Below are 14027 nucleotides of genomic sequence, written 5' to 3'. Positions count from 1 at the left end.
TCAAGGTCGGCTGCCGGAGGGGTGATCCGTTCGCCTCTCCGGCCGATTACCATTTTTTGGTGTTGGGCTTTCATGAGCGGTTCTTCTTCATCGTCCGTTGCCGGGCGCGACATCGTCGCGCTTGAAGGCGTGACCAAACGGTTTCCCGGCATCGTCGCCAATGACAGCGTCGATCTGTCGATCCGCCCGGGCGAGGTGCATGTTCTGCTGGGCGAGAACGGTGCCGGAAAATCGACATTGATCGGCATGCTGTCGGGACTGCAGCAGCCGGACGAAGGGCGCATACTGGTCGACGGCAAACCGACCCCGATCACCTCGCCGCGCCATGCGCTGGCCCTGGGCATCGGCACCGTCTTCCAGCACATGATGCTGGTGCCGACGCTGACGGTGGCGGAAAACCTGTTGCTTGGCGGACCCTGGTGGCAGCGCCCCAGGACAGAAGAGCTTGAGGCGCGCGTCGCCGAGATCACCCGCAGCCTCGGTATCACGGTGAAGCTGCACGCCAAGGTTTCGGAGCTTTCGCTCGGCGAGCAGCAGCAGGTCGAAATCCTGCGCGCCATGGTGCGCAACAGCCGGTTGCTGATCCTTGACGAGTCCACCTCGATGCTGACGCCGAAAGGCATAGACGAACTGGGCGCGCTGATGCGCCGCCTTGTCGAGCAGGGCCTGGCGATCGTCTTCATCACCCATAAGCTCAAGGAGGCGGCGGCCTTCGGCGACCGCATCTCGGTGCTGAAGCTCGGCCGCAAGGTCGGCGAGATTCCGCCCGAGCGGTTTCGTGCGCTGGGCGAACAGGCGATCATCTCGGAGATCGTGGAATTGATGTTCGGCAAGCAGAAGGACGATCCGGAAGCGGTCGAGCGCCCGGTCCGTACAGTCCGCACTGATGCCGCTCCACTGCTTCAGGTCGCGGATCTTGCGGTGGCGCCGACCGACAATGCGCCAGGCCTGTCGTCGATCTCCTTCGACATCCGCCCGGGCGAGATCCTGGGCATCGCCGGCATCGACGGCAACGGCCAAAAGCAGCTGGCGGAAGCGCTGGCCGGCCAGCGCGCGGCGACCGGCGGTTCGGTGCGGCTGGAGGGCGTTGCCATCGAGGCGCTGAGCGTCGGCGAACGCCGTCGGCGCGGACTGCGCTACCTGACCGACGACCGGCTCGGCGAAGGCACTGTCGGCACCTTCCCGGTCTCGATCAACTTCTTCCTCAAGCAGGTCGGCGCGGCCCCGTTCTGGCGCAATGGCGTCGAGCAGCGCGGCGAGATCGACAAGCGCGCCGCTGAACTCGTGCGCGAATACGACGTGCGCACGCCAAGCCTGAAGACGCCGGTCGCCCGCCTGTCCGGCGGCAACATCCAGAAGGTGCTTCTGGCACGCGAACTGGCAGAGGGCGCCAAGGTGGTGATCTTCAACAAGCCGACCTATGGGCTCGATCTCGCCAACACATTGGCGTCGCGCCAGCGCATCCGCGATACGGCGGCCCGCGGCCTTGCCGTGCTGCTCATCTCCACCGACCTCGAGGAGTTGCTGAGCATGTGCGACCGCGTCGCCGTCATCGCCAACGGAGCGCTCGTCGGCACCGTCGAGAATACCGACGACGCCCGCACCAAGGTCGGTCGCCTGATGATCGGACTTGCCGCATGAGCATCGACACCGCACCCACAGCCAATGCCACCGCACTCGATGCCACGAACGCGGCGGCCACGCGCCGCGACATCCTGCATCGGCTGCTGATGACGCTTGGCCCGATCCTCATCGCGCTCGTTATCGCCGGCTGTATCCTGCTTGCCGTGGGCGTCGACCCACTCGCCTATTACGGCTTCGTGCTGGAGAAAGGACTGTTCTCGCCGCTCGGTATCCAGCAGACGCTGACGCGCATGGCGCCGCTGCTGTTTCTTGCCGCCGGCCTGATCGTCGCCTTTCGCGCCGGCATGTGGAATCTCGGCGGCGACGGCCAGTTCCTGCTCGGCGCGGTGACGGCGGCGGCCGGCGCTCCCGTGTTCGTTCAGATCATGCCGTCCTGGCTGGCGCTGACCTGCGCGTTCCTCATCGCCATGGCGGTGGCGATGATCTGGTCGCTGGTGCCGGCGCTGCTGCGGGCCTATCAGGGCGTCAACGAAATCATCACCACGCTGATGATGACGTTCCTCGGCACCTCGCTCGCCAATGTGCTGGTCAAGCTGGTCTTTCGCGATCCCTCCACGACCGTGCCGCAGACCCGCACGCTGCCGGTGGAAGACCGGCTGCCGCGCCTGTTCGATACGACCATCACCAGCGGCCTGCTGCTTGGGCTGGCGGCGATCATCATCGTGCATCTGGTGATGACGCGCACGGCGTTCGGGCTGAAATTGCGCATCGTCGGCGCCAACCCGCGCGCGGCGGTTCATGCGGGGCTGGGCGTGTCTGGCCTGACGGTTGCCGTCTTCGCCATTTCGGCTGGGCTCGCCGGTCTTGCCGGCGCCGTCGATATCATCGGCGTCCAGGGCAATGTCCGCGCCGACTGGAATCCCGCCTACGGTCTCGCCGTCATTCCCGCCGTGTTTCTCGCCCGCATGAACGGCTTTGCAGCCATTGGCTTCGTGTTCCTGCTCTCGGTGCTGTCGATCGGCGGCGAAAGCGCGGCTCGGCGGCTCGGCGTGCCCAATCATTTCACCCTGGTGCTGGTTTCCATCGTGCTGATCGTGCTCGCCCTCGCCGAATATTTCGACCATCGATACAACCAGTCGCGGAGGGCTTGAGGCATGACCGGGCTCTTCAGCGAAGTCTTTCTCAGCGCGCTGCTGTTCGGCGCCGTCACCGCGGCGATCCCGCTGCTGCTGGCCGGCCTGGGCGAGCAGATGTCGGAGAAGGCCGGCGTGCTCAACATAGGCATCGAAGGCATGATGCTGGCCGGCGCTTATCTTGGCTTTGTCGGCGCCTTCTATTCCGGGTCGCTATGGCTGGGGTTCCTCACTGGTGCCGCCGGCGGCGTCGCGGTGGCGCTGATCATGGCGCTGCTTTGCGTGCGCATCGGGCTGAACCAGATCGTCATCGGCATCGCGCTGACGCTCGGTCTCGAAGGCCTGACGGCGCTGCTTCATCATTTCCAGTTCTCGCGCAGCTATCCCCGCCTGCCAGCGGCGGACGCCACAGTCATTCCGCTGCTGTCGGATATTCCTGTCATCGGACCCGCCTTCTTCAAGCATCATCTGATCGTCTATCTGGCGGTAGCGCTGGTGTTCGCCATGGGCTACCTCTATCGGCGCACACAGCTCGGCCTCAATTTGCAGGCGGCGGGCGACAAGCCGGCCGCGCTCGACGTCGCCGGTATCGACGTCATCAGGACCCGGACCATCGCTGTGCTGACGACCGGCGCGCTGGCCGGACTCGGCGGCGCCTACCTCGCCAATGTCGGGGCCGGGCTGTTCATTCCGTTCATCACCAACGGCGCGGGCTTTCTCGGCATCGTGCTGGCCATGCTGGCGCGCGGTCGCCCGATCTGGGTGCTGTTCGGCGCGTTGCTGTTCGGCGTCTGCCTGTCGCTGACGACGGCCATGCAGGTGGCGGGCATCAACATACCGACCGACATCATCCAGATGCTGCCATTCCTGGCGGTGATGATCATGCTGGTGCTGTTCGGCCGGCGGGCCAGCCTGCCGGCGGCACTTGGCATTCCATACGAGCGCGGCGCGCGCTGACAACAATCAGATGCGCGGAAGGGACCCGCGCCAAAACAGGAGGCAAGAATGTCGGATACCAAGGTCTACCTGCTCGACGGCGGCTCGCTCGTTCTCGACGGCTATCATGTGTTCTGGAACCGCGGCCCTGGCGGCGAAGTGCGCTTCCCAGTCTATTCGATCCTGGTCGAGCATGCCGAGGGACGCTTCCTCATCGACACCGGCTACGACTACGACCATGTCATGAAGGTGCTGCCCTTCGAAAAGCCGATCCAGGAAAAGCACCAGACCATTCCCGGCGCACTTGCCTTGCTCGGACTCGAGCCCAGGGATATCGACGTCGTCGTCAATTCGCATTTCCATTTCGACCATTGCGGCGGCAACAAGTATTTTCCACACGCCAAGAAGATCTGCCACCGCACCGAGGTGCCGCAGGCGTGCAATCCGCAGCCTTTCGAGCATCTCGGCTATTCCGATCTGAGCTTCTCGGCTGAAGCGGCCGAAGCGCGTGGCGCGACCGCGCAACTGCTGGAAGGCACGACGCGCGCCAACTCGACCTTCGAGGGCGTCGACGGCGACATCGAGCTCGCCAAGGGGGTCAAGCTGATCTCGACGCCCGGTCATTCGATCGGCCATTACAGCCTGCTGGTCGAGTTCCCCAAGCGCAAGCCGATCATGTTCACCATCGACGCCGCCTACACCCAGAAGAGCCTTGAAACGCTGTGTCAGGCGGCCTTCCACATCGACCCGGTGGCCGGCGTCAATTCGATGCGCAAGGTGAAGAAACTGGCCGAGGACCACGGCGCCGAGCTGATGTACTCGCACGACATGGACAACTTCAAGACCTACAGGACCGGCACGCAATTCTACGGCTGACCGCCGCCAATCCGGAGACAACACTATGCGCTATCCCGAACATGCCGATCCGGTCATCACCCTGACCGCGGGGCCGGTGAACGCCTATCCAGAAGTGCTGCGCGGCCTCGGCCGCACCGTGCTTTACGACTACGATCCGGCCTTCCAGCTCTTCTACGAGAAAGTGGTCGACAAGGCGCAGAAGGCGATGCGGCTGTCGAACAAGCCGGTCATCCTGCATGGCGAGCCGGTGCTCGGCCTCGAGGCGGCGGCGGCGTCGCTGATCACACCGGACGACGTCGTGCTCAACCTTGCATCGGGTGTCTACGGCAAGGGTTTTGGTTACTGGGCGAAACGTTACTCGCCGCATCTGCTCGAGATCGAAGTGCCCTACAATGAGGCGATCGATCCGCAGGCAGTCGCCGACATGCTCAGGGCGCATCCGGAAATCACCGTTGTTTCCGTCTGTCACCACGACACGCCGTCCGGCACCATCAATCCGATCGACGCCATCGGCGCGCTGGTTTCGGCGCATGGCGGCTATCTGATCGTCGATGCGGTCTCGTCCTTTGGCGGCATGAAGACGCATCCCGAGGATTGCAAGGCCGATATCTATGTCACCGGCCCCAACAAATGCCTTGGCGCGCCTCCCGGCCTCACCATGATGGGCGTCAGCGAGCGGGCCTGGGCCAAGATGAAGGCCAATCCCCAGGCGCCGCGCGCATCGATGCTGAGCATCGTCGACTGGGAAAATGCCTGGTCGAGGGACAAGCCGTTTCCGTTCACGCCGTCGGTCTCGGAAATCAACGGGCTCGACGTCGCGCTCGATCTCTATCTCAATGAGGGACCGGAAGCGGTGTGGGCGCGCCACGCGCTCACCGCCAGGGCCATGCGCGCGGGCGTCGCCGCGATGGGCCTATCGATCTGGGCCGCCAGTGACAGCATCGCCTCGCCAACCACGACCGCCGTTCGCACCCCCGAAGGTGTCGACGAGAAGGCGCTTCGCCAGGCCGCGCGCGCCCGCTACGGCGTGGTGTTTTCGTCGGGCCGCGGCGAAACATTGGGGAAGCTGACGCGCATCGGCCATATGGGACCGACCGCCCAGCCGATCTATGCGATCGCCGCGCTGACGGCACTTGGCGGCGCCATGAACGCGGCCGGCCAGAAACTGGCGATCGGAAAAGGCATCGAGGCGGCGTTGGCCGTTATCGACGCCGACGCCTGAACAGACACCATTGAATCACGGATTAAGGGAGTATTTTCATGACTGAAAGACTTGCGGGAAAGACGGCCCTGGTCACGGGTGCCGCGCAGGGTATTGGCAAGGCGATCGCCGCACGGCTTGCCGCCGACGGGGCGACCGTCATCGTCAGCGACATCAACGCCGAAGGCGCCAAGGCGGCGGCCGCGGCGATAGGCGGAAGGGCGAGGGCGATCGCCGCCGATATTTCCGATCCGGCATCGGTCAAGGCGCTCTTCGCTGAAATCCAGGGGTTGACCGGGGGCGTCGATATTCTGGTCAACAATGCCAGCATCGTGCCGTTCATCGCCTGGGACGATGTCGACCTCGACCATTGGCGCAAGATCATCGACGTCAATCTGACAGGGACCTTCATTGTCACCCGCGCCGGCACCGACCAGATGCGGGCGGCAGGCAAGGCTGGACGGGTGATCAGCATCGCCTCCAACACCTTCTTTGCCGGCACGCCGAACATGGCAGCCTATGTCGCGGCCAAGGGTGGCGTCATCGGCTTCACCCGGGCGCTCGCGACTGAGCTCGGCAAATACAACATCACCGCCAATGCGGTGACGCCCGGCCTGATCGAGAGCGACGGCGTCAAGGCGAGCCCGCACAACGAGGCGTTCGGCTTCGTCGAGATGCTGCAGGCGATGAAGGGCAAGGGCCAGCCCGAACACATCGCCGATGTCGTATCGTTCCTGGCCTCCGAAGATGCGCGCTGGATCACCGGCCAGACACTGAATGTCGACGCCGGGATGGTCAGGCACTGAATCTGATTACTGCTGCTCGGCACCGCAATGCGACCGGCGGCCGTACCATGGCCGCCTTGTCGCACTTGCCGGGTCAGGCTGCATATCTGGCAATCACGCCCGGTTGCCTCGACCACTGGGCATACCAGCTGTCGAACAGTTTGAGCTGCGCCTCGGCATAACCGCGCTGGCTGTCGGTCAGTGCGTCCGTCTCGTTGAAGTGCAACTCATATTCGGGGGCTCCCTTCAGCACCATCATATGCTTGAAATAGATCACCAGGTCGGGACCTTCGTCGAAAGAGGACAGGACGGCGAGCGCGGCGTCCAGTTCCAGCGCGCTCTGGCGGGCCTCGACGTCACCCTTGGCTGCCGCCTGGCTCAAGCCCACAAGGTGCAGCACCTCCTTGGGCAGGACGTTACCGATGCCGGTGATGGCGCCGGACGCGCCGCAATTGACGAAGCCGTGGAAGACGGCGGTATCGACACCGATCATCAGGGCCACCTCATCGTCGCGGCTGGTGATGTTTTCCGCCGCGTAGCGCAGATCCGGCGGGCCGCCGAACTCCTTGAAGCCGACCAGGTTCGGATGTTCAGCGCGCAGGGCGAAGAACAGCTCGGCGCGTGTGGCAAAGCCGTAATAGGGGCTGTTGTAGATAACTGCCGGCAGGTCGGGCGCCGCCGCCAGAATCGCCTTGAAATGGTTGCGCTGCGCCGTCACCGAGGGGCCGCGCGATAGAACACGCGGGATCACCATCAGGCCCCGGGCGCCGACCTTCTGGGCGTGCGCCGCATGGGCCACGGCCTTGGCGGTGTTGACCGCGCCGGTTCCCACGATCACCGGTATGCCGGCCTTCACCAGGCGCTCGACGCCCTCCATGCGCTGCTCGTCGGTCAACAGCGGCCAGTCGCCCATCGAGCCGCAATAGACGACGGCCGACATGCCGGTAGCGATCAGTTCGCGTCCCTTGCGCACCAGCGCATCGAAGTCGGGCTGGCGATCCTGCGTGCACGGTGTCATCAACGCCGGCATGCAGCCGGAAAAAACATTAGAGGTCATTTCGGATTCTCCTTGAGGCTGGCACGCAGATTGACCAGTTTGTCCCGAGCGGCATGGCTTGCCAAGCAAAATAGTCGTGGCCGCCAGGGATCAACGCAGGAACAACAATGCGCACCAAAACCAGCATTCATGTCGTCGGCTGCCATGCCGAAGGTGAGATCGGCGACGTTATCGTCGGCGGTGTCTTGCCGCCGGCGGGTCGCACGATGATGGAGAAGATGATCACGATGGAACGTGATCATGACCATATCAGGCGCATGCTGATCTGCGAGCCGCGCGGCAGCGTGGCGCGCCACGTCAACCTCCTGGTCCCATCGACGCGCGAGGATTGCGCCGCCGGCGCGATCATCATGGAGCCGACGGAATATCCGCCGATGTCCGGTTCCAATACGATCTGCGTTGCCACGGTGCTGCTCGAGACCGGCATGGTGCCGATGCAGGAGCCCGAGGCGCGCTTCAAGCTCGACATGCCGGGCGGCGTCATTGAGGTTCGCGCCGAATGCCGCGACGGCAAATGCGTCTCGATCACCTTCCGCAACGCGCCCGCCTTTGCCGAACGTCTCGACGCTGCCATCGAGGTCGAAGGGCTTGGCACGCTCACGGTCGACATCGCCTATGGCGGCATGTTCTACGCCATCGTCGATGCCAAGGCGCTCGGCTTCTCGGTCGTCCCCGACGAGGCGCGCGAGCTGGCGGTGGCCGGCGAGAAGGTCCGCCGGGCCGCGCGCGAACAGTTCGATGTCGTCCATCCGGAATTCGAGCATGTGCGCGGCGTGTCGATCGTGCAGTTCGCCATGCCATTCCAGGGGCCGGGCAACATCACGCGCAACACTTGCATCGTCTCGCCGGGGCGCTCGGACCGCAGCCCGACGGGAACCGGCACGTCGGCCCGCATGGCCGTGCTGCAAGCCCGGGGCTTGATGGGCGTTGGCGACGTGTTGATCCATGAATCGATCATCGGCTCGCGCTTCACGGGCAGGATCGTGGAACTGGCGGAAATCGGCGCCCGCAAGGCGATCGTTCCGGAGATCACCGGCCGGGCCTGGATCACCGGTGAGCACAGCTACTATCTCGATCCGACCGATCCTTATCCCCAGGGCTACGTGCTGTCGGATACCTGGGGCACCTCCACTTCGGTGAAGCAGTAGTCAGAGCCGGCCTTCTCGAGAGTCGGCAATTCGCTGGACTGGCGAGTTCCCGCCAGGCGAGAATGGTCTTAACGGCGGCATCCGTCACTTTCGCACTTGGTGAGAATTCGCGCATGAACATAGATGGTATCTGCGATCCGCGCTTTGGCGCCGTGCGCGAGGCATTCGCCGCGTGTTTCGACCACGGGCTGGAACATGGCGGTGGCGTATCCGTCGTCGTCCACGGCAAGACTGTCGTTGACCTGTGGGGCGGCCACGCGGACGCCGCACGCACCCGCCCTTGGCGGCAGGACACGCTGATCAATGTCTGGTCCTCCACCAAGGGCGTCGTGGCGCTGGCGATCGCCATGTTGGTGGAGCGTGGCAAACTGGATTATGCCGCGCCAATCTCCCGCTACTGGCCGGAATTCGCGGCCGGCGGCAAGGAACGCATCACGCTTGATCAGGTCATGTCGCACCAGGCCGGGTTGAATGGCCTTGCCGTGCCGATGGACGAGGCGGGTCTGCTCGCGTGGACGCCTTTTGTCGACGCGCTTGCGGCCATGTCGCCGCTATGGGAGCCCGGCAGCCGCTGTGTCTATCACGCGCTTACTTACGGCCATCTCGCTGGCGAAGTGCTGCGACGCGTCGACGGGCGAAGCATAGGCAGCTTCATCGCGGAAGAGATCGCCGGCCCGCTTGCAGCCGATTTTCATGTCGGTCTGCCGGACCGCGAGGATTCCAGGGTCGCCGAGATGATCGAGGGACCCAGGACTTCGGACTGGGTCGAGTTTGTCCGCGCCTCGCCATTTCCCCATGCAAGCGACAATCCGGCGCCGCGTGCATTGGCCCCCAACGACCGCGTCTGGCGCGCCGCCGAAGTGCCGGGCGGCAATGGCCAGTCGACGGCGCACGCACTGGCGCGCATCTACGGCATGATGGCAGCTGGCGGTGTGTGGGACGACAAGCCTCTGATCAGCCGCGCGGCAATCGAAGCGGCGGCGCGACCGCGTTTTCGCGGCATGGATGAAAGCTTTGCCGCACCGGCCGCCTTCGCCGCCGGCTATCAAATGGAGGATCCGGTCTATGCCGGCCGCGCATCGCCGCAAACGTTCGGCCACACCGGCTGGGGTGGCGCCATCGGCTTTGCCGATCCCGGCGCCGGCGTCGGTTTCGGCTACGTCACCAACCGCATGCTGGGTTTCGACGACATGGACCCGCGCCGCAAGGTGTTGATCGATGCCGTTTACGATGCGCTCAGCACTGGGGGTGGTCGACGCGCCGGTCCTTAGGCCGGCATCAAAACCTGCGGCGCCGACGCGGCTACTTTCGCTGTCCCGGCACAGCCAGGGTCTCTATGTCACCCGTCGCGGCTGGTTCGAACCCGCCGTCAGGCTGGGCGACAGCGTGACTTCGGGGCAGCTGGCCGGCTGGTATCACGACCTCAAGAACGCTCTGCCCTGAGACCCAGTTCAGGGCGTCCCAGTGGCGCGGCATAATCAGGCGGCAGTATAAGGATCGACGCCGCGCGAGAATCTCGGCCCGGTAGTGCTAACGGCTCTTCGCGTAGAACGCCGTTCGGAGGGGAGCATCCAATGTCGACTGGAACGAACACCCGCATCGTGCTGGCAGCACGACCGCAAGGTCGGCCGAAGCCGAGCGATTTCCGCATCGAGTCCGTCGGGATCGCCGAGCCGGGCGAGGGTGAACTGCTGCTGCAGATCCTCTATCTGTCGCTCGACCCTTATATGCGCGGCCGCATGAACGCCGCCAGATCCTATGCCAAGCCGGTCGAGATCGACGGCGTGATGGAAGGCGGCACCGCTGCGCGTGTCGTCAGATCCCGCCATGCCGATTTCGCCGAAGGCGATATCGTGCTGTCCCACTCGGGATGGCAGAGTTTTGCCCTGTCTGATGGTGTCGGGCTGCGCAAACTCGACCCCGCGGCGGTTCCGATTACGACCGCGCTTGGCGTGCTCGGCATGCCGGGCTTCACCGCCTATGCCGGCCTGCTGACGATAGGCCAGCCAAAGGCTGGCGAGACTGTGGTCGTTGCGGCGGCCAGCGGCGCGGTCGGCTCGGCTGTCGGCCAGATCGCACGCATCAAGGGCGCGCGCGCCGTTGGCATCGCCGGCGGCGCCGACAAATGCGCCTTCGTGCGGCAGGAGCTCGGCTTCGACGCGGTCGTCGATCACCGGGCCGACGATTTCGCCAAGCAGTTGAAGGCGGCTTGCCCGGATGGCATCGACGTCTATTTCGAGAATGTCGGCGGTCCTGTCTGGGATGCGGTATTTCCCCTGCTGAACGAGTTTGCGCATGTGCCGGTCTGCGGCTTGATCGCGCAGTACAACACCATCGCTGCTTCCGGCACCGACCGGTTGCCGACGCTGATGCAGCAAGTGCTCCACCGCAGCCTGACGATAAGGGGTTTCATCCAGCGCGAATTTGTCGACCAGCGCCCGGCCTTCTATCGCGAGATGGCCGGGTGGATCGCGTCCGGGCAGGTCCGCTACCGGGAAGATATCGTGGACGGCCTGGAGAATGCGCCGCAAGCCTTTCTCGGCCTTCTCGATGGCAAGAATTTTGGCAAGCTCATCGTGCGGGTCGCGCAATAATTGCGCCGGGCGAAAGTCAGTCGGGTTGACGGTCCGCGGCCGGACGGCGCCCGTCGATCCACAGGGCAAGCAATGTGCAGGCGGCACCCGACAGCAGATAGGCGCCGGCGGCGATGAGGCCGAAATTGCCGGCCAGCAGCAGGGCTGCGAGCGGCGCGAAGCCGGCGCCGAACATCCAGGCCAGATCCGAGGTGATCGCCGAGCCGGTATAGCGATGTTGGCGGGAAAAGCTCGAGGCGACGACGCCCGACGATTGCCCGAAGCTCAGCCCCAGCAGAATGAAGCCCAGCACCATGAACAGCGCTTCGCCGATGGTGCCGCCATCCAGAAGCTGTGGGGCAAAGCCGCTGAACGTCGCGATGGCGATCGCCGAACCGCCGAGCAGCGCGCGGCGTCCGACGCGATCAGCCAGCGGACCCGATGCGACGATGGCCGCAATGCCGAACAGCGCGCTCACCGCCTCGATCGCCAGGAAGCGCGCCGGCCCCTCATTGGTGAACAGGAACACCCAGGAGAGCGGAAACACCGTCACCATGTGGAACAGGGCGAAACTCGCCAACGGCGCGAAGGCGCCGACGACAACGTTGTGGCCCTCGGCCCTGATCGTGTCCCTTATGCGCGTTGGCTGCAGGTCGCCGCTCTCATACAATTTCGAGAATTCGGGCGTGACAACAATGCGCAGTCTGGCGAACAGCGCCACGACATTGATGGCGAAGGCGACGAAGAAGGGATAGCGCCAGCCCCAGGCGAGGAAGTCGTCGGCCGACAGGTTGGCGACGAAGAAGGCGAAGAGGGCGCTGGCCACGATGAGGCCGATCGGCGCGCCCAATTGCGGGATCATGGCATAGAAGCCGCGCCGATTCTCAGGCGCGTTCAGCGCCAGCAGCGAGGGCAGTCCGTCCCATGTGCCGCCAAGCGCCAGCCCCTGTCCGATGCGGGCAAGCGCCAAAAGCCAGATCGCGACCGCACCGATGTCGCCATAGGCCGGCAGAAACGCGATGGCGACGGTCGAGGTGCCAAGCAGGAACAGAGCGATCGTCAGTTTCGCGCCGCGGCCATAGGCGCGATCGATGGCCATGAACAGCACGGAGCCGAACGGCCGCGCGACGAAGGCGAGCGCGAAGATCGAGAAGGAATACAGCGTTCCGGCAAGCGGATCATGCGTCGGAAATATGAGCTTGGGAAACACGATGACGGACGCGATCGCATAGACGAAGAAGTCGAAGAACTCCGACGTCCTGCCGACGATCACGCCGACCGCGATATCGCCGGCGCTGACCTGGCCATGATGCGAGCCGATCAGCTCGCTGTTCGTTTCGGCAGTCGAAGTCTGTGCCATCTTATCCGTCGCCACCGCGTGGAATGAAGTCCCGAGACCCAATTCTGGGGATTCCCCAAGGGTTCCATTGTGCACTGCACACTGCGCCAAGCCATGCCGGCTGGGCATTGGACAAATTGTCCAATGTTGCCGCGCCGCCGCGAGCAGTAGCCCTTGATACCGCACTGCAACATGAACGGTTGCGGCGGTCCATCGAGGGCAGCGTTTGATGAAACGATTTGGAGCCTTGCTTCTGTTTCCCCTGGCCGGGCTGCTCAGCGGCTGCGATCTGGTCGTGCTTGCGCCAGCAGGCGATGTCGCGGCCCAGCAGCGCGACCTGCTGGTCGTCTCGACCCTGCTGATGCTGATCATCATCGTGCCGGTCATGGCGCTGACCGTCTTTTTCGCCTGGCGCTACCGGCATTCCAACGCGTCGGCTACCTACGCGCCGGACTGGGATCATTCTACGAAACTGGAGTTGGTGATCTGGGCAGCGCCCCTGCTCATCATCATATGCCTTGGCGCGCTGACCTGGCTTGGCACGCATCTGCTCGACCCCTACCGAAGGATCGACCGCATCGAGCCCGGCCAGCCGGTCACACAGCTGCACAAGCCGCTGCGGGTCGAAGTCGTGGCGCTCGACTGGAAATGGCTCTTCATTTATCCGGACTATGGCATCGCCTCGGTCAACGAGTTGGCGGCGCCGGCCAACCAGCCGATCGACTTCCGCATCACCTCGTCGGCGGTGATGAATTCCTTCTACATTCCAGCCCTTGCCGGGCAGATCTATGCCATGCCTGCAATGGAGACGAAGCTGCACGCCGTCATAAACCGGCCGGGCACCTATGTCGGCTTTTCGGCCAATTACAGCGGCGCCGGCTTTTCCGGCATGCGCTTCGCCTTCCACGGCCTGTCCGAGCAGGCCTTCGACCAGTGGGTGGCGCAGACGAGGACCGCGTCGGCGACGCTTAGCCGCGAGACCTATCTCGAACTCGAAAAGCCGAGCGAGAACGAGCCGGTCCGCCACTATGCCTCCGTCGATCCCGACCTCTATGGCGCCATCCTCAATCTGTGCGTCGAGCGCGGCAAGATGTGCATGAGCGAGATGATGTCGATCGACGCCAAGGGCGGCCTCGGTCTTGCCGGTGTCCGCAACACGCTGCCGCTGCAATACGACAAGCTCGCCCGGCGTGGCGCGGTGTTCGGCAACGAACCGTCCTATGTCGCCAGCATCTGCACGGCTGAGGAAGCGGCTGCTGCACGCGCGGCCAGCAATGCCACGCCGAGGGATTGGCCGGCCAGGAATCTTTCCCCGCTACGCGGGGCGGGGCTGCTGAGGCCCGGGACCGAGAGCCGTCGCGCCGAGGCGGATACGCCGTCGCTCGGCCTGCTGCGGCGCGAATTGTGAGAGAC

12 protein-coding genes and 1 pseudogene are annotated in these 14027 nt (G+C 64.5%); 11 read left to right on the top strand and 2 right to left on the bottom strand.

Features of this window, described 5'->3' with window-relative positions:
- Nucleotides 1-72 precede the first annotated feature (72 nt).
- From HGP13_RS32350 to HGP13_RS32325, 6 genes are read left to right on the top strand one after another with little or no spacing between them, the layout of a single operon-like run.
- The gene (locus HGP13_RS32350) at nt 73-1641 is read left to right on the top strand and encodes an ABC transporter ATP-binding protein (protein ID WP_172233680.1); all 1569 of its coding nucleotides are present in this window, start codon (nt 73-75) and stop codon (nt 1639-1641) included.
- Nucleotides 1638-2735 carry an ABC transporter permease gene (locus tag HGP13_RS32345; RefSeq protein ID WP_172233677.1) on the top strand — a complete coding sequence of 366 codons (1098 nt, stop codon included), beginning with the start codon at nt 1638-1640 and terminating at the stop codon, nt 2733-2735. The genes HGP13_RS32350 and HGP13_RS32345 overlap by 4 nt, the downstream gene beginning before the upstream one ends.
- Nucleotides 2736-2738: 3 nt before the next feature.
- Nucleotides 2739-3674 (top strand): ABC transporter permease, encoded by a 936-nt coding sequence (locus tag HGP13_RS32340; protein WP_172233674.1) that lies wholly within the window; start codon nt 2739-2741, stop codon nt 3672-3674.
- A gap of 48 nt (nt 3675-3722) precedes the next feature.
- Nucleotides 3723-4529 carry a 4-pyridoxolactonase gene (locus HGP13_RS32335; RefSeq protein ID WP_172233671.1) on the top strand — a complete coding sequence of 269 codons (807 nt, stop codon included), beginning with the start codon at nt 3723-3725 and terminating at the stop codon, nt 4527-4529.
- A 25-nt stretch (nt 4530-4554) separates the two neighbouring features.
- Entirely contained in the window at nt 4555-5733 is a 1179-nt protein-coding gene (locus HGP13_RS32330; RefSeq protein WP_172233668.1) for an alanine--glyoxylate aminotransferase family protein, read from the top strand.
- A 38-nt stretch (nt 5734-5771) separates the two neighbouring features.
- Nucleotides 5772-6518: an SDR family NAD(P)-dependent oxidoreductase gene (locus tag HGP13_RS32325; RefSeq protein ID WP_172233665.1), complete on the top strand. Its 747-nt coding sequence runs from the start codon at nt 5772-5774 to the stop codon at nt 6516-6518.
- A 73-nt stretch (nt 6519-6591) separates the two neighbouring features.
- Here the strand turns inward: HGP13_RS32325 and HGP13_RS32320 are convergent, their stop codons facing one another.
- Complete coding sequence (locus tag HGP13_RS32320) at nt 6592-7554, bottom strand: dihydrodipicolinate synthase family protein (RefSeq protein ID WP_172233662.1); 963 nt, start codon at nt 7552-7554, stop codon at nt 6592-6594.
- Nucleotides 7555-7661: 107 nt separating this feature from the next.
- On the opposite strand from HGP13_RS32320, the gene HGP13_RS32315 reads away from it, so the two are divergent.
- The 4 genes and pseudogenes from HGP13_RS32315 (at nt 7662) to HGP13_RS32300 (ending at nt 11296) form a co-directional block, all read left to right on the top strand.
- The gene (locus HGP13_RS32315; RefSeq protein WP_172233659.1) at nt 7662-8702 is read left to right on the top strand and encodes a proline racemase family protein; all 1041 of its coding nucleotides are present in this window, start codon (nt 7662-7664) and stop codon (nt 8700-8702) included.
- A gap of 113 nt (nt 8703-8815) precedes the next feature.
- A complete protein-coding gene (locus tag HGP13_RS32310; RefSeq protein WP_172233656.1) occupies nt 8816-9973 on the top strand; it encodes a serine hydrolase domain-containing protein in 1158 nt (385 codons plus the stop codon).
- Nucleotides 9945-10130: pseudogene (locus HGP13_RS32305) on the top strand (deacylase); the annotation flags it as partial. The gene HGP13_RS32310 and the pseudogene HGP13_RS32305, both read left to right, overlap by 29 nt.
- A 146-nt stretch (nt 10131-10276) precedes the next feature.
- Entirely contained in the window at nt 10277-11296 is a 1020-nt protein-coding gene (locus HGP13_RS32300; protein WP_172233653.1) for an NADP-dependent oxidoreductase, read from the top strand.
- 16 nt (nt 11297-11312) lie between these two features.
- On the opposite strand, the gene HGP13_RS32295 is transcribed toward HGP13_RS32300, so the two are convergent.
- Nucleotides 11313-12635, bottom strand: a complete 1323-nt coding sequence (locus HGP13_RS32295; RefSeq protein ID WP_172233650.1) for an MFS transporter — start codon at nt 12633-12635, stop codon at nt 11313-11315.
- A 208-nt stretch (nt 12636-12843) separates the two neighbouring features.
- Here HGP13_RS32295 and cyoA point away from each other — a divergent pair, with 208 nt between their 5' ends.
- Nucleotides 12844-14022 (top strand): ubiquinol oxidase subunit II, encoded by a 1179-nt coding sequence (gene cyoA, locus HGP13_RS32290; RefSeq protein ID WP_172233647.1) that lies wholly within the window; start codon nt 12844-12846, stop codon nt 14020-14022.
- Nucleotides 14023-14027: the final 5 nt, after the last annotated feature.

This window comes from Mesorhizobium sp. NZP2077 (genome assembly GCF_013170805.1).
Classification (GTDB): Bacteria; Pseudomonadota; Alphaproteobacteria; order Rhizobiales; family Rhizobiaceae; genus Mesorhizobium.
Note: the sequence above shows the minus strand (reverse complement) of the source record. Positions and strands in the feature narration are given on the sequence as shown.

Coding starts and splice junctions, on each gene's coding strand:
- HGP13_RS32350 (WP_172233680.1), top strand. CDS start 73: ATGAGCGGTTCTTCTTCATCGTCCGTTGCCGGGCGCGACATCGTCGCG.
- HGP13_RS32345 (WP_172233677.1), top strand. CDS start 1,638: ATGAGCATCGACACCGCACCCACAGCCAATGCCACCGCACTCGATGCC.
- HGP13_RS32340 (WP_172233674.1), top strand. CDS start 2,739: ATGACCGGGCTCTTCAGCGAAGTCTTTCTCAGCGCGCTGCTGTTCGGC.
- HGP13_RS32335 (WP_172233671.1), top strand. CDS start 3,723: ATGTCGGATACCAAGGTCTACCTGCTCGACGGCGGCTCGCTCGTTCTC.
- HGP13_RS32330 (WP_172233668.1), top strand. CDS start 4,555: ATGCGCTATCCCGAACATGCCGATCCGGTCATCACCCTGACCGCGGGG.
- HGP13_RS32325 (WP_172233665.1), top strand. CDS start 5,772: ATGACTGAAAGACTTGCGGGAAAGACGGCCCTGGTCACGGGTGCCGCG.
- HGP13_RS32320 (WP_172233662.1), bottom strand. CDS start 7,554: ATGACCTCTAATGTTTTTTCCGGCTGCATGCCGGCGTTGATGACACCG.
- HGP13_RS32315 (WP_172233659.1), top strand. CDS start 7,662: ATGCGCACCAAAACCAGCATTCATGTCGTCGGCTGCCATGCCGAAGGT.
- HGP13_RS32310 (WP_172233656.1), top strand. CDS start 8,816: ATGAACATAGATGGTATCTGCGATCCGCGCTTTGGCGCCGTGCGCGAG.
- HGP13_RS32300 (WP_172233653.1), top strand. CDS start 10,277: ATGTCGACTGGAACGAACACCCGCATCGTGCTGGCAGCACGACCGCAA.
- HGP13_RS32295 (WP_172233650.1), bottom strand. CDS start 12,635: ATGGCACAGACTTCGACTGCCGAAACGAACAGCGAGCTGATCGGCTCG.
- cyoA (WP_172233647.1), top strand. CDS start 12,844: ATGAAACGATTTGGAGCCTTGCTTCTGTTTCCCCTGGCCGGGCTGCTC.